At 74.6% G+C, this 22,154-nt stretch carries 22 protein-coding genes and 1 pseudogene; 10 read left to right on the top strand and 13 right to left on the bottom strand.

Going from position 1 to position 22,154, the window contains the following annotated elements:
- Positions 1-11: 11 nt before the first annotated feature.
- Genes ACOQFB_RS04425 through ACOQFB_RS04415 form a run of 3 tightly spaced genes read right to left on the bottom strand, consistent with a single transcriptional unit; the run spans position 12 to position 3,201 of the window.
- Positions 12-824, bottom strand: a complete 813-nt coding sequence (locus tag ACOQFB_RS04425; protein ID WP_059435835.1) for an ABC transporter permease — start codon at positions 822-824, stop codon at positions 12-14.
- Positions 821-1,573, bottom strand: a complete 753-nt coding sequence (locus tag ACOQFB_RS04420) for an ABC transporter ATP-binding protein (RefSeq protein WP_059435836.1) — start codon at positions 1,571-1,573, stop codon at positions 821-823. Before ACOQFB_RS04420 ends, ACOQFB_RS04425 begins: the two co-directional genes overlap by 4 nt.
- On the bottom strand, positions 1,570-3,201 hold the full coding sequence (locus ACOQFB_RS04415; RefSeq protein ID WP_421608762.1) for a cation:proton antiporter: 1,632 nt from the start codon (positions 3,199-3,201) through the stop codon (positions 1,570-1,572). Before ACOQFB_RS04415 ends, ACOQFB_RS04420 begins: the two co-directional genes overlap by 4 nt.
- A gap of 203 nt (positions 3,202-3,404) precedes the next feature.
- Between ACOQFB_RS04415 and ACOQFB_RS04410 the strand changes: the two genes are divergently transcribed.
- The 3 genes from ACOQFB_RS04410 to ACOQFB_RS04400 all read left to right on the top strand — a co-directional run bounded on the left by ACOQFB_RS04410 (position 3,405) and on the right by ACOQFB_RS04400 (position 6,360).
- Positions 3,405-4,322 carry a LysR family transcriptional regulator gene (locus tag ACOQFB_RS04410; protein ID WP_059435838.1) on the top strand — a complete coding sequence of 306 codons (918 nt, stop codon included), beginning with the start codon at positions 3,405-3,407 and terminating at the stop codon, positions 4,320-4,322.
- 134 nt (positions 4,323-4,456) lie between these two features.
- Positions 4,457-5,719, top strand: coding sequence for a M20 family metallopeptidase (locus ACOQFB_RS04405; RefSeq protein ID WP_059435839.1), 1,263 nt, complete (start codon positions 4,457-4,459; stop codon positions 5,717-5,719).
- Positions 5,716-6,360 (top strand): trimeric intracellular cation channel family protein, encoded by a 645-nt coding sequence (locus ACOQFB_RS04400; RefSeq protein ID WP_059435840.1) that lies wholly within the window; start codon positions 5,716-5,718, stop codon positions 6,358-6,360. Before ACOQFB_RS04405 ends, ACOQFB_RS04400 begins: the two co-directional genes overlap by 4 nt.
- 47 nt (positions 6,361-6,407) lie before the next feature.
- Here the strand turns inward: ACOQFB_RS04400 and ACOQFB_RS04395 are convergent, their stop codons facing one another.
- The 3 genes and pseudogenes from ACOQFB_RS04395 to ACOQFB_RS04385 form a co-directional block, all read right to left on the bottom strand.
- Positions 6,408-7,304, bottom strand: coding sequence for a hypothetical protein (locus ACOQFB_RS04395; protein WP_059435841.1), 897 nt, complete (start codon positions 7,302-7,304; stop codon positions 6,408-6,410).
- 69 nt (positions 7,305-7,373) lie between these two features.
- Complete coding sequence (locus tag ACOQFB_RS04390) at positions 7,374-7,595, bottom strand: hypothetical protein (RefSeq protein WP_059435842.1); 222 nt, start codon at positions 7,593-7,595, stop codon at positions 7,374-7,376.
- 173 nt (positions 7,596-7,768) lie between these two features.
- Positions 7,769-7,970: pseudogene (locus ACOQFB_RS04385) on the bottom strand (cold-shock protein).
- 335 nt (positions 7,971-8,305) lie between these two features.
- Between ACOQFB_RS04385 and ACOQFB_RS04380 the strand changes: the two are divergent.
- Positions 8,306-9,124 (top strand): alpha/beta fold hydrolase, encoded by an 819-nt coding sequence (locus ACOQFB_RS04380; protein WP_421608761.1) that lies wholly within the window; start codon positions 8,306-8,308, stop codon positions 9,122-9,124.
- A 15-nt stretch (positions 9,125-9,139) separates the two neighbouring features.
- Here the strand turns inward: ACOQFB_RS04380 and ACOQFB_RS04375 are convergent, their stop codons facing one another.
- Positions 9,140-9,508: a hypothetical protein gene (locus ACOQFB_RS04375; RefSeq protein WP_421608760.1), complete on the bottom strand. Its 369-nt coding sequence runs from the start codon at positions 9,506-9,508 to the stop codon at positions 9,140-9,142.
- A 123-nt stretch (positions 9,509-9,631) separates the two neighbouring features.
- On the opposite strand from ACOQFB_RS04375, the gene ACOQFB_RS04370 reads away from it, so the two are divergent.
- Positions 9,632-10,114 (top strand): Spy/CpxP family protein refolding chaperone, encoded by a 483-nt coding sequence (locus tag ACOQFB_RS04370; protein ID WP_421608759.1) that lies wholly within the window; start codon positions 9,632-9,634, stop codon positions 10,112-10,114.
- 11 nt (positions 10,115-10,125) lie between these two features.
- Here the strand turns inward: ACOQFB_RS04370 and ACOQFB_RS04365 are convergent, their stop codons facing one another.
- The 4 genes from ACOQFB_RS04365 to ACOQFB_RS04350 all read right to left on the bottom strand — a co-directional run bounded on the left by ACOQFB_RS04365 (position 10,126) and on the right by ACOQFB_RS04350 (position 12,586).
- Entirely contained in the window at positions 10,126-10,722 is a 597-nt protein-coding gene (locus ACOQFB_RS04365; protein WP_059435844.1) for an SAM-dependent methyltransferase, read from the bottom strand.
- An 89-nt stretch (positions 10,723-10,811) separates the two neighbouring features.
- Complete coding sequence (locus tag ACOQFB_RS04360; RefSeq protein WP_421608758.1) at positions 10,812-11,555, bottom strand: SDR family NAD(P)-dependent oxidoreductase; 744 nt, start codon at positions 11,553-11,555, stop codon at positions 10,812-10,814.
- A gap of 182 nt (positions 11,556-11,737) precedes the next feature.
- Complete coding sequence (locus ACOQFB_RS04355) at positions 11,738-12,247, bottom strand: hypothetical protein (RefSeq protein ID WP_421608757.1); 510 nt, start codon at positions 12,245-12,247, stop codon at positions 11,738-11,740.
- A gap of 93 nt (positions 12,248-12,340) precedes the next feature.
- Entirely contained in the window at positions 12,341-12,586 is a 246-nt protein-coding gene (locus tag ACOQFB_RS04350; RefSeq protein WP_421608756.1) for a hypothetical protein, read from the bottom strand.
- 76 nt (positions 12,587-12,662) lie between these two features.
- On the opposite strand from ACOQFB_RS04350, the gene ACOQFB_RS04345 reads away from it, so the two are divergent.
- The 4 genes from ACOQFB_RS04345 to ACOQFB_RS04330 all read left to right on the top strand — a co-directional run bounded on the left by ACOQFB_RS04345 (position 12,663) and on the right by ACOQFB_RS04330 (position 17,323).
- Positions 12,663-13,457 carry an HvfC/BufC family peptide modification chaperone gene (locus ACOQFB_RS04345; RefSeq protein WP_421608755.1) on the top strand — a complete coding sequence of 265 codons (795 nt, stop codon included), beginning with the start codon at positions 12,663-12,665 and terminating at the stop codon, positions 13,455-13,457.
- A 182-nt stretch (positions 13,458-13,639) separates the two neighbouring features.
- Positions 13,640-15,091, top strand: a complete 1,452-nt coding sequence (locus ACOQFB_RS04340; protein ID WP_494492469.1) for a sigma-70 family RNA polymerase sigma factor — start codon at positions 13,640-13,642, stop codon at positions 15,089-15,091.
- A gap of 10 nt (positions 15,092-15,101) precedes the next feature.
- Positions 15,102-15,854 (top strand): ATP-binding cassette domain-containing protein, encoded by a 753-nt coding sequence (locus ACOQFB_RS04335; RefSeq protein ID WP_059435852.1) that lies wholly within the window; start codon positions 15,102-15,104, stop codon positions 15,852-15,854.
- A complete protein-coding gene (locus ACOQFB_RS04330; RefSeq protein WP_421608753.1) occupies positions 15,851-17,323 on the top strand; it encodes a glycine betaine ABC transporter substrate-binding protein in 1,473 nt (490 codons plus the stop codon). Before ACOQFB_RS04335 ends, ACOQFB_RS04330 begins: the two co-directional genes overlap by 4 nt.
- On the opposite strand, the gene ACOQFB_RS04325 is transcribed toward ACOQFB_RS04330, so the two are convergent.
- Together ACOQFB_RS04325 and ACOQFB_RS04320 are read right to left on the bottom strand one after the other, a co-directional pair.
- Positions 17,211-18,566 (bottom strand): MFS transporter, encoded by a 1,356-nt coding sequence (locus tag ACOQFB_RS04325; protein WP_421608752.1) that lies wholly within the window; start codon positions 18,564-18,566, stop codon positions 17,211-17,213. The genes ACOQFB_RS04330 and ACOQFB_RS04325 overlap by 113 nt on opposite strands.
- Before the next feature lie 210 nt (positions 18,567-18,776).
- Positions 18,777-19,676, bottom strand: a complete 900-nt coding sequence (locus ACOQFB_RS04320) for an alpha/beta fold hydrolase (RefSeq protein ID WP_421608751.1) — start codon at positions 19,674-19,676, stop codon at positions 18,777-18,779.
- Between the two features lie 408 nt (positions 19,677-20,084).
- Here ACOQFB_RS04320 and ACOQFB_RS04315 point away from each other — a divergent pair, with 408 nt between their 5' ends.
- Positions 20,085-22,046 carry a sigma-54-dependent Fis family transcriptional regulator gene (locus tag ACOQFB_RS04315; protein ID WP_421608750.1) on the top strand — a complete coding sequence of 654 codons (1,962 nt, stop codon included), beginning with the start codon at positions 20,085-20,087 and terminating at the stop codon, positions 22,044-22,046.
- The last annotated feature ends 108 nt before the right edge of the window (positions 22,047-22,154 follow it).

The raw sequence follows: 22,154 nt of genomic DNA, 5'->3' as shown, positions 1-22,154 counted from the left end.
GCCCGGCGCGGTCAGCTCACCGTCTCGGCGCTGTAGCGCGCCAGGAGCCCGGTGCGGACCGCGTGGCGGTAGACGCGGACGAACGCCCACGCCGCGAGCACGATGGCCGCGGCCGCCAGGAGCGCCCCCACGCCGAGCGCCCCCCACGACACCGGGCGGCCGGCCGTGAGCGCGCGGAGCTGCTCGAACACGTACGACGGCGCGAGCAGCCACGAGACCGCCTGCATCCAGCGCGGCAGCGTGGCGATCGGGTAGAACACGCCCACGAACGGCGAGAGCACCGCCGGGATGGGCCAGATCAGCCACTCGGCCGCCGGGCCGAGCCGGAGCACGATCGCGCAGCCCAGGATGCCGAGGGCGATGCCGAACAGGAACAGGATCAGCAGCGCCGGCAGGATGGCGAGCCCGTAGGCCGCGAACGACAGCCCGAACGCCGCCGTGGCGAGGCCGAGCATGACGGCGAGCCCGAGCGTGCTCGTGAGGACGGCCGACACCACCAGACCGGAGACGTACTCGCCGGTGGTCATGGGCGTCGCGAACACGTTCAGGAAGTTCCGCGACCACACGTCCTCGAAGAACGCCATGGTCACGCCGTGCATCACCCGCGAGAAGAAGTCCCAGAGCAGGACGGCGCCGAGGAGCAGCGGGACGAAGTCGAGCCCGGACGCGGCGACCAGGTTCAGGTAGCGGGAGATGAAGCCCCAGAGCACGACGTCGATCGCCACCCAGGCGAAGAGCGGCAGGATGCGCGCCGGGCTGCCGCGCAGCAGGTACGCCTGCCGCAGCACCACCGCCGACACCCGCCGGACGCGCGGCCCGATCACGGCTGCTCCAGCGCGAGCGGCTCGCGCGCGACGGTGATGAACAGGTCCTCGAGCGACGCGCGCCCGTGCTCGCCCGGCAGCCTGCGCGGATCGCCCTCCAGCAGGATCCGGCCGTGGGACAGGAACAGCACCCGGTCGCAGACCTCCTCGACCTCGCGCATGTTGTGCGAGGTCCACAGCACGCCCTGCCCCTCGCGCGCCGCCACCCCGCGGATGCGGGCGCGCAGCTCGCGCGCGACGGCCGGGTCGAGCGAGGCGGTCGGCTCGTCGAGCAGGAGGAGCCGCGGCGCGTTCAGCATCGCCTTCGCGAGCGTGACCCGCGACTGCTCGCCCGACGAGAGCACGCCGGTCTTCGTGTCGCGGAACGCGACGAGGTCCAGCGCCGCGAGCAGCGCCTCGACGCGGGCGCGGACGTCGCGGACGCCGTAGAGGAGGCCGAACACGGTGAGGTTCTGGGAGACGGTCAGGTTCCCGGGGAGCGGCGCGTACACCGCCGCGAAGTTCGTGCGCTCGAGCGCCTCGGAGCGGCGGCGCGCCAGGTCGATGCCGTCGATGCGGATGCCGCCCGCGGTCGGCGCGAGCACGCCGAGGATCATGCTGATGGTGGTCGTCTTGCCCGCGCCGTTCGGGCCGAGCAGGCCGACGATCTCGCCGGGCGCGACGTGGAAGGAGATCCCGTCCACGGCCGGCGCCGCGCCGTACGTCTTGCACAGCCGCTCCACGAGCAGGATGGGGCCGCGAGCCGTCACGAGGCCTCCGGCGCGTCGTCGCGCGCCAGCCGCCGCAGGCTCAGCTCCTCGAGGTCGAGCTCCTCCTCGACGCGCTGGAACGCCGCGTCGCCGATGGTCCCCTCCGCCCGCAGGGAGAGGAGCCGCCCGCGCTCCGCCTCGACCGCCCGGCGCGCCACGGCCGCCCCGCCGGTGCGCGCGTCGCCGTCGCCGCCGGCCGGCGGCCCCTGCGAGGCGCCGCCGCCGCGCAGCTCCGCCTCGGCGCCCCGGAGCATCACCTCGTACCGCCGGCGCAGCACGTCCGAGAGCGGATCGGCGGCCGCCCCGCCGGTCGCCGACAGGCCGGCGCGCAGCGTCTCGACCCGCGCGACCCGGACCTCCCGGTCTACCGAGCCGTCTCCCTCGAGGCGGAGCACGCGCATGAGCGGGCGGAGCGTCATCCCCTGGAGGACGAGCGTCCCGAGCACCACCGCGAACGCGGTGAACACGACGAGGTCGCGGTGCGGGAACGCCGGCGCGCCCCGGGCGCCGGTGGGCAGCGCGAGCGCGGCGGCGAGGGTCACGATCCCGCGCATGCCGCACCAGCCGACCACCGCGGCGCCGCGCGGCGAGAGCCCGACCGCGTCCGGCCGCGCCTTCGAGCCGTCCTCGGTGGGCCGGCAGCGCAGCCGGCTCACCGCCGCCGTGGCGGACACCCAGGCGATGCGCGCGAGGACGGCGGCGAGGCACACCGCCCCCGCCACGCCGGCGTACCGGAGGAGCGTGGGCGCGTCGATCCGGCCGAGGATGGCCTTCAGCTGGAAGCCGACCAGGATGAACGCGAGCACGTTCAGCACGAAGACGGCGAACCCCCAGACGGCATACGACGGGATGCGGACGCGCGCGGCCATCTGGCCCGCGGCCCGCTGGGCGCTCGCCATGGCGAACACGACGACGGTGAGGATGCCCGAGAGGTGGAGCCGCTCGGCGAGGATCCAGACCGCGAACGTCCCGCAGAACTGGACGACCACGGCGATGGGGACGTCCTCGATCCGCGCGATGAGCGGTGGGATCACGCGGGAGAGCACGTACCCGAGCGCCACGCTCCCGGCGGTGGTGACGAGCAGCAGCGGGAGGATCCGCGCCGGCGTGAGCGCGCCGGCGACGGCGGCGCCCACGGCCAGCCGGTAGACGAGGAGCGCGCTGGCGTCGTTGAAGAGGCTCTCGCCCTCGAGGATGACCATGAGGCGGTGCGGTGGGCGGAGCTGGCCGAGCACCGCGGTCGCGGCCGCCGCGTCCGGGGGCGCCACGATCGCCCCGAGCGCCACCGCCACCGCCCACGGCATGCCCGGCACGAGCGCGCGGGCGACGACGGCGACGACCACGACCGTCAGGGCGACCGCGCCCACGGCGAGCCCGGCCACGGTGCGCCAGCTCGCGCGGAGGTCGCGCTGGGAAGCGTCGTAGGCCGCGTCGAGGAGCACCGGCGCGAGGAAGAGCGTGAGCGCGAGGTCCGGCTCGAGGACCAGCGTCGGCGTGCCGGGCACGAGCGCGATCGCCGCGCCCGCGAGCGCCACCAGCGCCGGGTACGGGGTCCCGATCCGGCGCGAGAGCGCCGTGAGGGCCGCGCCGGCGAGGAGCAGCCCGATGATGATCTCGAAGACGAGCATGCGAGCCGGACGCCCCGCTCCCGGCGACCCCGCCGCGGGCACGTCCCGCCCACCATTCTGTCGCGAGTCGCCCGCGGCGTGCCGTGAAGATTTCCCGAACGCCCCATGCGCGTTCCGCCCGCGACTCCCTCCCCGGCGGCCGCCCGGGGGAGCGTAGGATCGGGCCGGCCCCACGCCATCCGGCAAGGGAGAGGAAGCTCACCATGGCCTTCACGCCGCTCAACGCGCTCAACTCGTTCATCGCGGTCGCGCGGCGCCGGAGCTTCGCCGCGGCCGCCCGGGACCTCGGCGTCTCCACCTCCGCGCTGAGCCAGTCGGTGCGGCAGCTCGAGGCGCGCCTCGGCGTCACGCTCCTCACGCGGACGTCGCGCACCGTGGCGCTCACCGACGCGGGCCAGCGCCTGCTCGAGAACGCGGGCGCGGCGGTGGATCAGGCCGTGGAGTCGCTGAAGACCGTGTCCGTCCGGCCCGGCGAGGTCACCGGCCGCGTGCGGCTCACCGTGCCCAGCACCGCCGTGACGCCCGTCCTCGCCCGCCTGCTGCCCCGATTCATCGAGCGGCATCCGCGCGTCGAGGTGGAGGTGCAGGTGGAGAACCGCTTCGTGAACATCGTCGCCGAGGGGCTCGACGCCGGGATCCGCCTCACCGAGGCGATCGAGCGCGACATGGTCCAGGTGCGCCTGACCGAGCCCGGCCGCTTCGTCGTGGCGAGCGCGCCCTCGTACCTCGCCCGGCGCGGGACGCCGGAGCGGCCGCAGGACCTGCTCCAGCACGACTGCCTGTGCATCCGCTCGAGCACGCACGGCGGGCTCTACGCCTGGGAGCTCGAGCGCGGGACGAAGTCCTGGCGCGTTCCCGTCCGGGGGACCGTGACCACGAACGACCCGGAGCTGATGCGGGCCCTGGCCGTGGCCGGGGTCGGCCTCCTCTACATGTTCGAGGCGGAGCTCGCGGACGACCTGCGCAGCGGGCGCCTCCGCCTCGTCCTCGAGCCGTACGCCGCGGCGGTGCCCGGCTTCTTCCTCTACTTCCCCAGCCGCGCGCAGGTGTCCCCGGCGCTCAGGGCGTTCGTGGACGTCGCGCGGGAGCTGGCCGGGCCGGCGAGGGCCCGCCCGCGCTGACCGGGCGCGGCGGCCTCGCGCGACCCGGCGGCCCTCCGCCGGACAGGGGGGCTCGCCTGAGCCGGTCGGCGCGGCGGGGGGCCCGCTAGCATCCGATCTCGCGTCACCTGCGCGGCGGATGCGTGAGGCTCGACATGGCCGACGGACTCGATGATGGCGGGCTGCTCGCCCCGCTCGACGGACTGCTCCCGGATCTGGAGAAGCTCTACACCGACGTGCACGCGCACCCGGAGCTCTCGATGCAGGAGACCCGGACCGCGGGCATCGCGGCGGAGCGGCTCCGCGCGGCGGGCTTCGAGGTGACGACCGGGATTGGGAAGACCGGCGTCGTCGGCCTGCTGCGCAACGGCGACGGCCCCACCGTGATGCTGCGCGCCGACATGGACGCGCTGCCCGTGAAGGAGCTGACCGGCCTGCCCTACGCGAGCGACGTCACGGCGACCGACGCGGAAGGCCGGAGCGTCCCGGTGATGCACGCCTGCGGCCACGACATGCACGTGGCGTGGCTGGCCGGCGCCGCGGCGCTGTTCGGCCGCGCCCGCGACGCCTGGCGGGGCACGCTCCTCGCCGTGTTCCAGCCGGCCGAGGAGATCGCCACCGGCGCGCAGGCGATGATCGACGACGGCCTGTTCACGCGCTTCCCCAGGCCCGACGTCGTGCTCGGCCAGCACGTGATGGTCGGCGCGGCGGGCGTGCTGGGCTGGCGCGCCGGGGTCATGACCTCCGCCGGCGACAGCCTGCAGATCCGGCTGTTCGGGCGCGGCGCGCACGGGTCGATGCCCCAGGCCAGCATCGATCCGGTGGTGATGGCCGCCGCGACCGTGCTCCGCCTCCAGACCATCGTCTCCCGCGAGCTCGCGGCGAGCGAGGCGGCGGTCGTCACCGTGGGCGCGCTGCAGGCCGGCACGAAGGAGAACGTCATCCCCGACGAGGCGCTCATCAAGCTGAACGTGCGCACGTTCGACGAGGGCGTCCGCGCCCGGGTGCTCGCCGCCATCGAGCGCATCGTGAAGGCCGAGGCGGCCGCGTCCGGCGCGCCGAGGCCGCCCGAGCTCACGCCGCTCGACCGGTACGGGGCCGTCCGGAACGACGCGGAGGCGACCCGCCGCGTGGTCGAGCGGTTCCGCCTGAGCTTCCCGGCGGAGCGCGTGCAGGAGGTGGCGCCGACCTCCGCGAGCGAGGACTTCGGCTGCTTCGGCGCGCAGTGGCACGTGCCCTCCGTGTTCTGGTTCGTGGGCGGGACCGACCCCGAGACCTACCGGAAGGCCCAGGCGGCGGGGCGGATGGGAGAGCTCCCCACCAACCACAACCCGCGCTTCGCGCCGGTGCTCCACCCGACGCTGCGCACGGGCGTCGAGGCGGCGGTGGCCGCCGCGATGGGCTGGCTCGCGCCGTGACCGTCACGCAGTTCACCGTCGATCTCGGCGTGCTCCCGGTGGCGCTCGACCTCGGCGGCACGTTCGTGTTCGCCCTCAGCGGCGCCGCCGCGGCCGTGAAGCACCGGCTCGACGTCTTCGGGGCGCTGGTGCTGTCCCTGGTGGCAGCGAGCTCCGGCGGGATCATCCGCGACGTGCTCATCGGCGCCGTCCCGCCGGCCGCCCTGGCCGACTGGCGCTACCTCGCGATCTCGCTCCTCGCCGGCGTGGTCGTGCTCGCGGCGCACGCCAGCGTGGACCGGCTCCGGAACCCGGTGCAGCTCTTCGACGCCGCCGGCCTGGCGCTGTTCGCGGTCGCCGGCACGCACAAGGCGCTCGTGTATCACCTCGGGCCGCTCCCCGCCGCGCTGCTCGGCACGCTGACCGGGATCGGGGGCGGCGTCGTGCGCGACCTGCTGGTGGCGGAGGTCCCCACCGTGCTGCGGGCGGAGATCTACGCCGTGGCCGCCCTGGCCGGCGCGACCATGGTGGTGGTCGGGAGCTGGCTCGGCGTCCCGTCCTCGGTCGCCACCACCACCGGCGCGCTCCTCTGCTTCGGCCTCCGCTTCATGGCGCTGCGCCGCGGGTGGCGGCTGCCCGTCGCCGGCGCCTCCGACCCCTGAGGCGGCGGGTCGCCGCCGAGGTGAGCCGTCGGAGCGCCTGTAGGCGCTCAGTACCGGTACGTCCAGGTGCTCGAGTCCACGCGCTCGTGGACCGTGCCGTCGGGGGTCGCGACCTTCGTGCTGCGGGTGACCTCCAGCCGATGCGGGACGAGCCGGTCGGGCTCGGTGATCAGCACCGCCTCGGCGATCACGCTGGGCGGGCCCATGCCCGCCGTGGCCCCACCGACCTTCAGCTTCTCGAACATCGCCCGGCTGATCCGTTCGACGTCCTTCGGTTCGGGCGCGCTCCGGAACCACAGCTCCACGCACCGGCGGCCCTTCGCCCCGGGGCAGTCGAGCACCCTGCGCAGCGAGTACCGCGTCTCCATCCGGATGCGCTCGCCGGGGAGCACCGCCACGGGCGCGTCGGCCTTCAGCTCGTACGTCGCGCCCGGCTCCAGGCTCCCGCCGGACCAGAAGGCGACCAGCATGGACCACGTCTCGCTGAAGTCCTTCTGCATCGCCGCCGGAGCAATCCGCATGAGCTCGCCGCGCGTGCTCTCCGGCAGGTCGGCGACCATTCCCCCCATCAGCTCGACGGCGCGGTCCATGCCTTCCAGGCGGACGAGCCCGCCGTCGCCGTCGATCACGGCCGTGATCCGCTCGAGGGAGCGGAGCAGGGCGCGCGTCGCCCCGTCCAGCCCTGCGGCCTCCGCTCCCTCCATGTCGCGATACCCGAGGCGGAGCTCCTTCCCGGCGGCCCGGCCCTCGAACCGGCCGGTGAACCTGCCCTCGACGGAGCGCTCCGGCTGCCCGGGCTGACGGCGCACGCGGTGCAGCTCGAAGCGGGCGTCGAGCGCCGCCGGCCAGGCGAAGGTGAGCGCGACCTCGGGCGTCGGCGGCTCGGCACGGACAGGCGTCGCGGCGACGAGCGCGAGCACGGCGAGCAGGGGTCTCGGGCGCATCGGTGAACCATACCACGGGTGCGGGCGGGGTCGTCGCGGCTCCCCACCCGCGTCGGCGCGGACGCCGGGTCAGCCCTCCCGCACCGAGCGCCCGAGCTGCTCCGCCTTGTCGATGGCCGCGCGAAGCGCCTGGGAGGGCTCGCGCGTGCGGTCCCCGTCGCGCAGGAGCCGCTGCGCCTGGCTCACGGCGCGCGCGAACTCGAGGTTCCCGAGCATGCGGTCCGGCTCGCCGGTGAGCCGCTCGGTGAGCTTGCGGAGCCGCGCCTTCATCTCGCCGAAGTTCTCGTTCATGTCTCTCTTGTAGGCTCGAGGAGGGGGGTGCGCCGCGCGCCGGCGCGGAACTGGCCCTTGCTGGGTAGGCGCGCGCCCGAGCGGCCGGCGCGGTGGGCCCAGGAAACGGCGAAGCCCGGCCTGGTGAGGCCGGGCTCCGTCTCCGCTGCGAAGCGGATCAACAGGTCAGCAGATCAGAGCGGGCGGACGTTGGCCGCCTGCAGGCCCTTGGCCCTTGGCGACGTCGAACTCGACCTTCTGGCCCTCGGCGACGCTCCGGAAGCCCTCGGCCTGGATGGCGGTGTGGTGGCAGAACACGTCCTCGCCGCCGCCGTCCTGCGTGATGAAGCCGAAGCCCTTCGCATCGTTGAACCACTTCACGGTACCGGTAGCCATCTATGTCACGACACTTTCTCGTTCTCGGGCGGCGATGTGGCGCCGCTCGCGCCCAGCCCAGAGTGGGCCGGGGAGCGGAGTGTATAGCCTTAACTTTCTGTAAAGTCCACCCGCGACGCCGCGCGACGGTGAGTTGCCCCTTTTGCTGCTGCGGCTCGGCGGCTCGACCGGCGGGCTGCGCGAGGCGGCTGCGCGGCCGCGGTGAGCGCAGATGCCTGCGCGCCTTGCGCTCCGATCGGGGCGAGCGCGATGAGATCCCGCCGGCCATCGCGTCGGTCCTCTGCGCCTGCGCGGCGGCCGGCCCCCAGCGTCCGGTGACCCCGGAGAAGACGACCATGACCACCCCCACACGCATCAACGCCTCCGGATACGCCGACATCGACGGCCTTCGCCTCTACTACGAGATCCGTGGCGCCGGCGGGACGCCGCTCGTCGTCCTGCACGGCGGCCTGCACAACACCGCGCTCGACGCGCCGGTCGCCGAGCGGCTCGCCGCGCGCCGGCGGGTGATCTCGGTGGACCTCCAGGGCCACGGCCGCACCGCCGACGTGGACCGTCCGCTCCGGTTCGAGCGGCTCGCCGACGACGTCGCCGCGCTGCTCGCCCGGCTCGAGATCCCACGCGCGGACCTCCTCGGCTACTCCTTCGGCGGCCGCGTCGCGCTCCGGACCGCGGTGCAGCACCCGGAGCGCGTCCGCCGGCTGGTGCTGGTGTCGGTGCCGTTCGCCGACGCGGGGTGGTACCCCGAGGTGAAGGCGGCGTTCCAGCACCTCGGCCGCGCGCTCGCCGGGCCGATGCGGCCGTCGCCGGCCTACCAGACGTACGCCGCCATCGCGCCGCAGCCCGAGCGCTTCCCGGACCTCCTCGACAAGATGGGCGAGCTCGGGACCCTGCCGTACGACTGGTCGGCCGAGATCGCGCGCCTCGCCGCGCCCACCCTGCTCGTCTACGCCGACGCGGACGCCGTCCGTCCCGAGCACGTGGTCCAGTTCTTCCAGCTGCTCGGCGGCGGCCACCGCGACGGCGGCCTCGACCGGAGCGGCGTGTCGAAGGCGCGGCTCGCGATCCTGCCCGGGCTCACGCACTACGACGTGTTCGAGTCGCCGGCGATGACCGCGGCCGTCGAGCCGTTCCTCGACGCGGAGGGCGGCTGACGCGGCGCTCCCGCCTCACGCCGCCCGCGTGACGGCGGGGCGGGCGCGCAGCGCCGCGAGCAGGCCGGCCGTCAGCACCGCGAGGATGCCCGCGTGGAACGCGAGGTCCGGCGCGGTGCGCGGACCGACGCCGACCGCGATCGTGAAGAGCCCGACCAGCGTCCCCACGAGCGCGAAGCCCTGCGACGCCACCGCGGCGCGCCGGGACCGGTCCGGGCGGAGCAGGCTCCAGCCGACGCCGGCGAGGAGCACGAGCGCGATGACGGTCTCCGCGACGCGGGCCTTCGGGTGCTCGTACCCGCCGACGAGGATGCCGGCGTGGACGAGCGCGGCGGCGAGGAACGCTGCTGCCTCGAGGGACATGAGCAAGCGAAGCTTCGGCATCGGTACACCTCCCGCCCCGCAAGATGGCGGTCCCGGCGTGGCGGCGCACGCAGCGAGCGCCACCTTCACGCTTCTTCACGATCACGACGCGCGCCGTACAAGGGCGGGCGCGATCATGCGCCGGTGACGTTCACGGAGGCCTCGCCCATGAGCTCGTTCCTGTCCGGCGCCCTCGGCGCCCTCGCCGTCCTCCTCGCCGCCGGCCTCGTCCGCGCCGCGGCCTTCCGCCGGTGGCGTCACCGGGGCCCCGCGCGCGCCGGCTGGCTCCTGCGCCGCATCGGCGCGACGCCGGAGCAGGAGCGCGCCGTCCGCGCCGAGCTCGACGCGCTCTCGGAGGCGTTCCGGGCGCTCCGCGCCGACGCGCACCCGCTCCGCGGAGATCTCGCCGACCTCATCGTCGCCCCCACGCTCGACGCCTCGCGCGTCCGCGAGGCCATCGACGCGCGGCTCGCGAGCGCCTCGGCGCTCCGGGCCCGCGTCGCGGAGGCGATCGCCCGCGTCCACGGCGTGCTCGACCCCGCGCAGCGCGAGCGGCTCGCCATCCTGCTGCACGAAGCTCCGCGCCGGCACGGCTGCGGCCGCATGCACGGCGGCGCGGCCGCGTGAGGCCGTTCACCTCACGACGCCCGCAGCAGGTGCCACATCGGCCTCGCGTTCTTCAGCGGGCGCGGGAGCCGTGACTCCCGCGCCGGCTCCGACCGCACCAGCCGCCACGACGGCCCGAACGCCGAGGCGACGTCCTCGGCGCTCGCGCCCCGGGGCGCCGGCCCGCGCCACCCCCGCGCGAACGCGAAGAGCAGCGCCACCGCGTCCGGGGCGCGGAGCGCGGTCACGCCTCGCGCGTAGGCCGCGCGCTCCGGGTCGCTCAGGCCGTGGAAGCAGCCGGCGTCGAGCACCAGGCGGTACCCCGGCGAGAGGCCGAGCGCGCCGAGCCGCGTCACGTCGCCCTCGAGGAGCTGCACGTCCACGCCCGCCTCCGCTGCCCGCCGGCGCGCCTTCTCGAGGGCGCCCGTCACCAGGTCCACCCCGGTCACCTTCCACCCGTGGCTCGCGAGGTAGACGGCGTGCGCGCCCCTCCCGCACCCGAGGTCGAGCGCCTTGCCCGGCGGGAGCGCGCCCGGCCCCTCGACGAGCGCCTCGAGCTCCGGCGGCAGCGGCTGCCGTTCCCAAGGCGTGAACCCGAGCCAGTACGCGAGACGGTAGGACGTCCCCATCGCGCAGCGATCCTAGCCGCTCGCTCCGGGGGTTCACCGTGCCGTGCGGGTCGAGCCGCGCGGCCCCCGCTGCGCGCCCGTCGCCGCGGCTAGATCATGTGCGCGCCGCCGCACACCGGCAGGTAGACGCCCGTCACGTGGCGCGCTGCGGAGGAGCAGAGGAAGGCGACGGCGCCGGCGATGTCCTCCGGCTCCGCGAGCCGCCGCAGCGGCGTGTGCGCCGCGACCGCCTCGTGGAACTGCGCCGGCTGGTCGCGCGTCGCGTCGGTGAGGGTCAGGCCCGGCGCGACGACGTTCACGCGGATGCCGTGCGGGCCCAGCTCCAGGGCGAGCGCCTTGGAGAAGCCGTCGAGCCCGGACTTGGCGCTGGAGTGCGCGACGAAGCCGGGCCCCGGGAACCGCGACAGCGTGCTGCTCACGTTGACGATGCAGCCGCCCCGCCGCTGGATCATCCCCGGGATCACCGCCTGGCAGGTGAAGAAGCTGGCCTTCGCCTCGCCGTTGACCTTGCGCTCGAAGTCCTCCCAGGCGTACCCGGCGAACGGGACGACCGGGAACCCGATGGACGCGTTGTTGACGAGGATGTCCACGGGGCCGAGCTCCGCCTCCACGCCGCGGACCATCGCCTCGGCCTCCGCCCGGACGGTGGCGTCGGCGCGAACCAGGATGGCGCGTCCCCCCGTGGCGACGATCTCGTCCACGACCTTCTGCCCCTTCGCGCGGCTCGCCACGTAGTTCACCGCAACCTTCGCGCCCTGGCGGGCGAGCGCCTTCGCGATGGCGGCTCCGATGCCGCGGCTCGAGCCGGTGACGACGGCGACCTTGTCCTTCATGGCGAGCTCCTGGGGTGGGCTGCGGGGTTGGATGCTGCGGTCCTTCGCTGAACGACGTTCTCGAAGACGAGGCGGAGGAGGCGCTTCAGCTCCCGCACCTCGCGCGCGGTGGATCCGGGTGAGCGTGGTCGGGTCCTGGCCGTTCCGCCGCGCCGGCCGGGAGGGGATGGGTCCACGTGCTCTCAGCCCACGAAGCGCGGCGCCACCGCGGAAGCGGCCCAGAGCACCAGCGCCACGGACAGGCCCAGCGCCGGCCGCCCGTGAAGGCGCGGCGGCGCGCGGAGGGCCTCGCGCCGCCACCAGCGGACCGCCGCCAGGAGGAACAGCGCGACCGGCGCGGCGGCGGCGACGAACGCCACCCGCTCGGCGGCCGTGGCCGGCGGAGCGAACAGCCCGAGGCACTCCGCCAGCGTCTTGGCCCCGGCCGCCACTGCGGCCCAGCCCCAGAACCGCTCCCAGCCCTCCGCGCCGCGCGCCGACGCGGCCGTCGCCGTCGTGGCGCCGAGCTGTGCGAGGCCCATGGCCGCGATGCGGCCGACCGACACGATCGACCTCGGGGCGAGGAGCGCCGCGCCCGTCCACGGCACCCGGTACAGCGGGATGTGCTCCGGGAGCGACTGATGGCCGGCGGCGAGGGCGAGGATCCCGAGGACGCCCAGCGCCCAGCCGGACGCGAGCAGGCGGACCGTCATCGGGCGCAGGGGAGGTGGGTTCACACCTTGCGTGTATCGCGGCCCGCCCGGGCGACTCAAGCGCGGCGGTGTGCCTCCTGGTCGGGAGCATGGTCACCCTCCCAGCTTCGTGAGCACGAACGCGCCCAAGAAGCCGAACACCGTGACGAGCCCGGCGACGTCGTGCGCGTTCTCGAACGCCTCCGGGATCATGGTGTCCGCGAGCATCGCGAGGATCGCGCCGGCGGCCGTCGCGGTCGTCCCCGCGACCACGCCCGGCGGGAAGGCCCGGAACACGGTGAAGCCGAGCAGGGCCGCGACGGCGGACGCGATCGCGATCCCCGCCCACACGCCGAACACGCGAGCGGCTCGTCGAGGAGAGCCGGCGCGCCCGCGCCGTCGAGGAGGAGCTCCTCGCCCCGGGCCGGAGGGTGGCGTGACGCGGCTCGTCGAGCTCCAGGCGGCGTTCCACGCGCTCGCGACGCGCGCCCCCTCCCCGCCGCTCGCCGCCGAGGCGTTCCTCGTGGGCTCGCGCGAGCTTTCCGCGGCCGAGCGCGCCGGCATCTACGCCGACATGTACGGCTGGCGCCTCGCGGATTCGCTTCGCGAGGACTACCCGAAGCTCGCGTCGCTCCTCGGCGACGCGCGGTTCCTCGCGCTCGCCGGCGCGTACGCGCGCGCGCATCCCCCCGACCGCCCGGACCTCGGTCAGCACGGCCGCCACCTCCCCCGCTTCCTGCGCCGGCTCCCTGCGCCGGAGCGCGCCGATCTCGGCGACCTCGCCGCGCTGGAGTGGGCGCGCGCCGAGGTGTTCTTCGAGGCGCCGGCGACGGCCGCCGCGCACGCGTCGCTCGCCGCGCTCGGGCCGGCGGCGTTCCCCGACACCAGCATCGTGCTCGTGCCGGCGCTCCGGGTGCTCGCCCTCGATCACGACGTGGCCGCGCTGTGGCGCCGGCTCGAGGCGGGCGAGGCCGCGGGAGCGGCCGTCGCGGCGCCGACCGCGGTGGTGGTCTGGCGCGCGGGGCTCGACGTGTTCCACGCGGTGGTGGAGCTCGACGAGGCGCGGGCCCTCCGGCTCGCGCGCGCAGGCCGCCCGGTCTCCGCGATCTGCGCCGCATTCGCCGACCGAGAGGATCCGGCGGCCGCCGCGTTCGCCGCGCTCGCCTCCTGGCTGGACGAGGGCTGGGTCGCGGCCTTCCGGCTTCCGGCGGCGCCTGGGGAGCGCGCGTGAGCCTCCTCGGGGTCGAGGGACGACGGCCGGCGGGGGGCGGCCACGCTTCGGCTTCGCGCTCGCGCGCCCGGACGTCGCCCCCCGAGCGGCGTCGCGCCGCCTCGCGCCCGCGCGCGCCCCCGCCCCTTCTGAGCCCGACAGCCGGCCGCGCGCCGGACCACACTGGCCCCTCGCGATCCCCGATGCCCGGCCAGCCCTCCCCGCTGCAACCACGCCCCGAGGCGGACGACGCCGCGCTCCTCGAGCGCATGCGGCAGGGTGATCGCGCCGCGTTCGCGGCCGTCGTCGACCGCCACGCCGGCTCGCTGCTCCGGGTGGCCCGCTCGCTGCTTCGCGATGCGGCCGCGGCAGAGGAGGTCGTGCAGGAGACCTGGATCGCTCTCCTGACCGGCCTCGCCGGCTTCGAGGGCCGGGCGTCGGTGCGGACCTGGCTGTTCAGGGTCCTCGTGAACAAGGCGCGGACGCGCTTCCACCGCGACGGCCGCACGGTCCCGTTCTCCGCGCTCGGCGACGAGGACGGCGGCGCCTCGCCTTCCGCCGATGCCGAGCGCTTCGCCTCCGGCGGCGGCTGGGCGATCGCGCCGGGCCGCTGGACCGAGACCGACCCCGAGCAGCTGGCCCTGGGCGCCGAGACCCGCGCGGCCATCGAGGCCGCCATCCGGGAGCTCCCGGACGCGCAGCGCGCCGTCCTGACGCTCCGCGACGTGGAGGGGCTGGAGACCGAGGAGATTCTGTCATCTTCTCGGCGTGACGGTGACGAACCAGCGGGTGCTCCTGCACCGGGCGCGGGTCCGGATCCGGGAGGCGCTCGCAGCGCGGCTGGGAAGGGAGCCATGACGCCGACGTGCCGCCAGATCGCCGAGCAGGCGTCCGAGCTCCTGGATGGGCGGCTCGATGCCGGGACGCGTCGCGCGATCGACGCCCACCTCGCGGGCTGCAACGGCTGCCGGGCGTTCGTGGATCAGCTCGAGGCCACCCGGCTCGCGATCGGGCGGCTCCCTCCGCCCGAGGTGCCGGTGGGGATGCGCGACGACCTGCTCGCCCGGTTCGACGCGCTGGCCGGAGGCGCTCCGGCACATGCACGGGTGGAGGCCAGCCGGGGCGGCGGCGCCGTTCGGCTCCTGCCGTGGACGGTCGCGGGGGGCGCCGCGATGGTCGGCGGCCTCCTCGTCCTCGCCGCGCGGCACGCGTCCCTTGCCCCGACGGACCTGGTGGTCTCGGCCGGGCTCGCTGCGGCCGCCCTCGCCCTGGCCGCGACGGCCCACCGCTTCGCCGCGCGCCACGCGGCGCTCGGCACGGCCGCGGCGGGGCTCGCCGCGCTCGCGGCTGGCGGGGGGGGCGGGCTCGACGCGGGCGAAGGGGCGCTCTGCGTCGCGATCGAGCTGGGCGCTGCCGCGGCGGTGGGCCTCCTCGCCTGGGCCCTGGCCCGGCGCATCCCGGGCGTTCCGGCCCGGCGCGCGCTCGCGGGCGGCGCGCTCGCCGGCGCGCTCGTCGCGGACGCGGCCCTGCAGGTGACCTGCGGCGCAAACCTGGCGCTCGCCCACCTCGCCGCCTTCCACCTGGGCGGCGTCGCGGTGGTGGCGGCCGCGACGGTGCGGCTCCTGCGGAGCACGGCCCGCGCCGCGTCCGCGTAGGGGCGAGCGAATGGCCCAGCCCGTCCTCGAGCTGCACCAGGTCACGAAGCGCTTCCGCGGGCCGGCGGCCATCGGGCCGGTGTCGCTCACCGTGAGCCGTGGAGAGGCCGTGGCGCTCCTCGGACCGAGCGGCGCCGGCAAGTCCACCCTCCTGCGCATGGCGCTCGGGCTCCTCCGCCCCGACGACGGCGAGGTCCGCTTCCTCGGCGCGCCGATCGGGCCCGCGGACCACGCGGCGCGCAGGGGGATCGGCTACGTCGTGCAGGGCGGCGGCCTCTTCCCGCACCTGACCGCCGCCGCGAACACTGCCCTCGTCGCGCGCCACCTGGGCTGGCCCGCGGAGCGCGTGCGGGCGCGGCTCGCGGAGCTCGCTGCGCTGGCCCGCCTCCCGGCCGACGCGCTGGAGCGCCACCCGGGCGCCCTCTCGAGCGGGCAGGCGCAGCGTGTCAGCCTCATCCGGGCGCTGATGCTCGATCCCGAGCTCCTGGTCCTCGACGAGCCGCTCGGCGCGCTCGATCCCATCACGCGGGCCGGCCTCCAGGAGGACCTGCGGACCGCCTTCCGCGCGGTGTCGAAGACGGTGGTCCTGGTCACCCACGATCTCGCCGAGGCGGCCTTCCTCGCGGACCGGCTGGTGCTGCTGCGGGACGGCCAGGTGGTCCAGGCCGGGACGCTCGAGGATCTCGCCCGCAACCCCACCGATCCCTTCGTGGCCCGGTTCGTCGGCGCGCACCGGACCCTCGTCCTCCCGGAGGCGCGGTGACGCTCGCGGCGGCCCTCGCGCTCGCCGCCCTGGCGGCGCCCGCGGTCGAGGTCGGCTCGAAGGCGTTCACCGAGTCGGACGTCCTCGGCGAGATCGTCGCGCGGGTCGCCGCGTCCTCGGGGACGGCCGCCGTCCACCGCCGGGCGCTCGGCGGGACGCGCGTGGTGTGGGAGGCACTGACGCAGGGCGAGATCGACGTCTACCCCGAGTACACCGGCACCCTCGTCCGGGAGATCCTGGCCGGTGAGCGGATCGACGACGACGCCGCCCTCCGGCGCGCGCTGGCGGCGCGCGGGGTCGGCGTCGCGGCCGTGCTCGGCTTCGAGAACACGTACGCGCTCGGGATGCGGCGCGCGGCCGCCGAGCGGCTCGGCATCCGGGCCATCTCGGACCTGCTCCGTCATCCCGGGCTCCGGTTCGGCTTCACGAACGAGTTCGTGGACCGGGCCGACGGCTGGCCCGCGCTCCGGTCGCGCTACGCCCTCTCGGCGTCCTCGGTCCGCGGGCTCGACCACGACCTCGCCTATCGCGCGCTGGCGGAGGGCGCGCTGGACGTGGTGGACCTGTACTCGACGGATGCCCAGATCGCCCAGCTCGACCTGGTCGTGCTGGACGACGACCGGCGGGCGTTCCCGCGCTACGACGCGGTGATCCTCCAGCGGCTGGATCTCGACGCGCGCGCCCCTGCGGCCGTCGCGGCCATCCGCCGGCTCGCGGGCGCCATCACCGCGGGAGAGATGACCGCCATGAACGCGCGCGTGCAGCTGGAGCACGCCGACCCCGGCGAGGTGGCGGCGGCGTTCGTGGCGCGAGGGCTCGGGCTCGCGCAGGCGCCCGCCGCCAGGGACGGGCTCGCGCGCCGCGTCGCCGATCGCACGCTCGAGCACCTCGTGCTGGTGGCCGTCGCGCTCACCGGCGCGATCCTGGTCGCGGTGCCCCTCGGGATCCTGGCCGCGCGCCGGCCGCGGCTCGGCCGGCTCGTCCTCGCGCTCGTGGGGGTGGTGCAGACCGTCCCGTCGCTCGCGCTCCTCGTCTTCATGATCCCGCTCCTCGGGATCGGGGCGCGCCCGGCCATCGCCGCGCTGTTCCTCTACGGGCTCCTGCCGATCGTGCGGAACACGCACGCCGGGCTCACCGGGCTGGCCCCGGAGCTGCGGGAGTCGGCCGAGGCCCTCGGGCTCCCCCCGCTCGCCCGCCTCCGGCTCGTCGAGCTGCCCCTCGCCACCCCCGCCATCCTGGCCGGCGTGAAGACCTCCGCGGTCATCACGGTCGGCACCGCGACGCTCGGCGCGCTCGTCGGGGCGGGCGGGTACGGCCAGCCCATCCTCACCGGCATCCGGCTGCTGTCGGTGCCGCTCATCCTCGAGGGCGCGGTCCCCGCGGCGCTCCTCGCGCTCGGCGTGCAGGGGCTGTTCGATCTGGCCGAGCAGCTCCTCGTGCCGCCGGGCCTGCGCGCGGAGCGGGGGTGACCTCCCGGGCGTCGATCCGGTCCGACGGCGCGCGCTCGCGCCGCGCGAGCACCAGGAACGGGACGACCGCGAGCTCGACGGCGGCCCCGGCGACGTAGGAGATGGGATAGCTCCACACGTCCGCGATCTTGCCGAGCGCCGGCTGGGCGATCGCGCCGCCCGCCGAGGTCAGCAGGTTGTCGAAGGACAGGACCGTCGCGCGCTCGGCGGACGGGATGAGGGAGTTCAGGTACGCTTGCCGGATGGGGATCGCCATCGCGAAGACGATCGCCCAGCCCGCGAGCAGGGCCAGCACCACCCAGAACCGCGGGAAGAGCCCGATGCCCGCGAGACAGGCCGCGCTCGCCCCCGTCGTGAAGAGCAGGATCGTCGTGCGCCGGCGGAGGCGCCTCGACGCCCACGGCACGACGTAGGCGCCCGAGATCTGCGCCAGCGCCACCAGCGCGGCGGCGAGCCCCGCGACGGCGTAGGACCCGCCCTCCCCGCGGAGCTGCAACAGGTACGGCTGCATGGCGTAGAAGCCGAAGATGGGGACGCCACCGCCCAGCAGCCCGCCCAGCATGACCCAGCGCACGGGCCGGTGTCCCAGGCCGTGGTGGAGCGAGGCGCGCAGCACGCCGCGAACCTCAGCGACGACCGACGCGCCTCGCCGGGGCGTGAAGCCGACGTCGTGCATCGACGCGAGCGCGATGGCGAAGGTCAGGGCGAGCGCCGCGGCCCTCAGCGCGTAGGGCACGCCGAGGTTCGTCGCCTGCGCGACGACGCCGCCGAGGATGGTGCCGACGAGCATCCCGGCGCCCTCCGCCATCTTGCCCCGCGCCAGCGCCGCGTCCACCGTGCCCTGGTAGCGGGTGGCGCTCAGGCCGTCCACCAGCCACGCCTCGGTCGCACCGGAGAAGAACGTGAACCCGAGCCCGAGCAGGATCGACGCCCCCGCCCAGCCCCAGAACGGACCGTGGACGCGCCACATCGCGAGGTAGAGGAGCGTCCCGAAGAACAGCGTGGCTGCGCCGAGCAGGTACGACACCCGCCGCCCCATCGTGTCGGCGACCACGCCGGTCGGCACCTCGAAGAGCACCTCTCCCACCGTGAAGAACGCGTTCGCGGCGAACGCCTGCGCCACCGAGAGGCCCGCGTCCAGCAGGAAGAGCGTGTTGATTCCCCAGATGAAGGAGGACGCGAACGTCGAGAGCAGCGTCAGGACGACGTAGGTCCGCAGGATCTGGCGCGCCGTCGTCGCCATGCCGTCGCCTCGTCATGCCTCGCGCTCTGCGCGTGACAAGTAGGCGCGGCGCACCCGAGGTTCAACCGCCGTTCGGGACTCGCCCGGCGCGCCGCCTCACGCCAGCGGAGCCACGGCCGCCGGCGCGCCGAGCAGCGCCTCCACGCGCGCCTTCAGCTCCGTCCGCTCGATATCGTCCGCGCCGGCACCGGCCGCGCTCCCTCGCCTCGGTCAGTTCGAGTTCTGCGCGGCCTTCTCGATGATCCGGGCGATCACCTCCGGGTGGGCGACGGGAGAGGCGTGGCTGGAGTCCACCTCAATCGTCTCGGCGCCGATGCGATGCGCCAGCGAGCGCTCGCCATCGGGCTGGATCACGCGGTCCTGCGTCGAGACCTGGTACCAGGAGCGAATCTGCCGCCAGGCGGGTGTCACCTGCAGCGGCTCTCCGAAGCTGGCGGCCGACGCCGGGCGCTGCGCCGCGGCGAGCACCGCGGCGCGCTCGCGATCGACGTCCTGCGCGAACACGTCGCCGAACTGGGCGCGGTCGAGATAGATCAGCGTCTGGGGATTGTCGAGCGGACCGTCTGGGCGCAGAACGGGGCCGACGCGGGACGGGCCGAACTGGCTGTCGAACTGCGCGATCAGCGCCAGCACGCTCTCCCCCGTGTCAGGCGCGAAGGCTGCCAGGAAGACCAGCCCCTTCACGAACGTCAGACCGCTCGCGGCACCCGTGATCACCGCGCCGCCGTACGAATGGCCGACCAGCAGCACCGGCGCGTGGAGATCGGTGATGAACTTTCGCGTCGCGGCGATGTCATCACTCAGCGACGCCATCCGGATGGCGGGCGCGACCACCGTGTAGCCGTCCGCCTGGAGCCGGCTGATGACCTTCGACCAGGAGCCCCCATCCGCCCATGCGCCGTGCACCAATACGACGACTGGCTTGTTCGTGTCCGCGCCGTTCGTCGTGGGCCGGGCGCCTTCGCTCGCCCGCGCGGCCTCTGGAAGGGCAATCCAGGCCAGGAGCGAGAATGCGGCGAGCACCACTCCGCGCAGGCCGGCCCTCCACGAGACCTTCGCCGCGCCTGCGCCTCCAAGAACCGTCCTGCTCCGTAGGCCGAAGTCGCTCATAGAATTGCTCCTCTCGATTCGCCAAGGGTTCACGTCCGCGCATCGAGCTAGCACGTCACGCGCCAATTCGACGCCCATCGGCGATCAGGCATTCGAATCTGGCCCCCCGTCGTCATTCGCGGCCGGTCGACTGGAGTCCGCACGCGATGCACGGACGAGCATCGATGACGAGGAATCAGCAGGCGCTTCTGAAGCCTCGGAACGGTGATCGCCCGCATGACGCTGAGTGCGCGTGCCGTCCGGTCGCCCACTGCCGTGCGGCGGCACGGCAGCGTGGTCTCCGCTGCCCCCGGGCAGCCCCCAGGAGAGTCGGGTAGCCTGCGGCACCCGTTCAAGCGCAGCGCGGGCCGTTTCGGGGGGTAGGACCGGCGTGCGGGAGCGGAGACACCCTCCCGTCGAGGAGGGCGAATGGAGAGCGGCCCGGGTGTGGCGCGCGAGAAGGCGGCGGAGGCGCTGCTGGCGGCAGAGCGGCGGACCCTGAAGCTGATCACGAGCGGGGCCAGCCTGACCGCCATTCTCGAGGAGCTGTGTGCCACGATCGATGGCCAGGCTCCGGGCGTGATCTCGAGCGTTCTGCTGATGGATCCCGACGGGACCCGGCTGTGGCCAGCCGCCGGGCCCAGGGTGCCGACCGGCTGGGCGCAGGCCATCAGCCCGCTGATGATTGGGCCCAGCATGGGGTCGTGCGGTGCGGCCGCGTTCACGAAGCAGCGCGTGATCGTCCCGGACATCGCCAGCGACCCACTCTGGGAGGTGGCGGGCTATCGGGATCTCGCGCTGAAGCAGGGACTGCGCGCTGCATGGTCCGAGCCGCTCCTCTCGAGGGAGAACGAGGTCCTCGGCACCTTCGCGATGTACTATTCGACCCCGCGGCGGCCGACGGAGAACGATCTCCGCTTGATCGAGGGCGCCGTGCACGTGGCCATCGTCGCCATCGAGGGGGAACGCGCGCAGGCGGCGCTCACGACGGCCTTCGAGAAGCTCAGGCAGGACGAGAGGGAGCTGCGTGAGATCGTCGATGCCATTCCCCATACCATCGCGGTGCTGGATCCGGAGGGGAGCACGCTCTACGCGAATCACGAGCTGCTCGCTTACACCGGCCTCACCCGCGCGGAGGTGATGGCGCCGCACTTTCGCGCCAGGGTCTTTCATCCGGAGGACGTCGCGAGCGTCCGCGAGGAGCGCCAGAAGGCGCTCACCGGCGACGTGCCCTTCGAGAACGAGCAGCGCATCCGGCGGAGGGACGGGCAATACCGCTGGTTCCTGATCCGTTACCGCCCGGTCTGCGATGTCGCTGGACACGTGCTTCGCTGGTATGCGACCGGAACGGACATCGAGGAACGCAAGCAGGCCGAAGACCGTGCGCGGAACGAGAATTTCGCGCTCCGCGAGGAGATCGACCGGTCGTCGATGTTCGAGGAGGTCGTCGGCAGCTCCGAGGGGCTTCGGCGGGTACTGGCGCAGGTGGCGCGCGTGGCCCGAACCGACTCCACGGTGCTGATCCTGGGCGAGACAGGAACGGGCAAGGAGCTGATCGCTCGGGCGATTCACAAGCAGTCCCGCCGCGCCGCGCGAGCCTTCATCCGCGTCAATTGTGGAGCGATTCCACCATCGCTGGTCACCTCGGAGCTGTTCGGGCACGAGCGGGGTGCCTTCACGGGCGCGGTGCAGCGGCGGCTGGGACGCTTCGAGGCCGCGAACGGTGGCACCCTCTTCCTCGACGAGATCGGCGAGCTCACGGTTGAGGCGCAGGTCGCGCTGCTGCGAGTGCTCCAGGAGCGGGAGATCGAGCGCATCGGCAGCAATCGGCCCGTCCCCGTGGACGTCAGGGTACTCGCCGCGACGAATCGCGATCTGAACGAAGCCGTTGCTTCCGGATCGTTCCGGCAGGACCTGTTCTATCGAATCAACGTCTTCCCGCTCCAGGTGCCTCCGCTACGCGAACGCCAGGACGACCTCCCCCTGCTCGCCGAGTATCTGATCGAGCGCTACGCCAGGAGATCGGGCAAGAGGATCACGAGGATCAGCAAGGAGACGCTGGAGCTGTTCCGCGCCTATGAGTGGCCCGGCAACGTCCGGGAGCTTCAGAACGTCGTCGAGCGGGCCGTGATCCTCTGTGACGGGGAGACGTTCGTCGTGGACGCGTCGTGGCTGAAGAGGCAGACGACTGCGCACCGCGGGCCGACGGTCTCTCTCGTCGGCACGCTCGCCGAGCGCGAGCGAGAGATGATCGAGTCCGCGCTGGTCGCTTCCGGGGGGCGAGTTGCAGGTCCGTCAGGAGCCGCGGCCAGGCTTGGCATTCCTCGACAGACGCTGGACTCGAAGATCCGAGCCCTGCAGATCCAGAAGCAGCGATTCAGTCCGCCCTGAGCCGAGAAGTCGCTGACGACCCATCACCATCGCATCGACCGCATGTGCGCGGCCACGCTGCGCGGCGGTGGAGCCCGACGTGACGAGGGCCCGGGGCCGCCGCCGTCG

This window comes from Anaeromyxobacter sp. Red801 (assembly GCF_049201065.2).
Classification (GTDB): domain Bacteria; phylum Myxococcota; class Myxococcia; order Myxococcales; family Anaeromyxobacteraceae; genus Anaeromyxobacter.
This window is presented reverse-complemented; position numbering and strand designations above follow the sequence as displayed.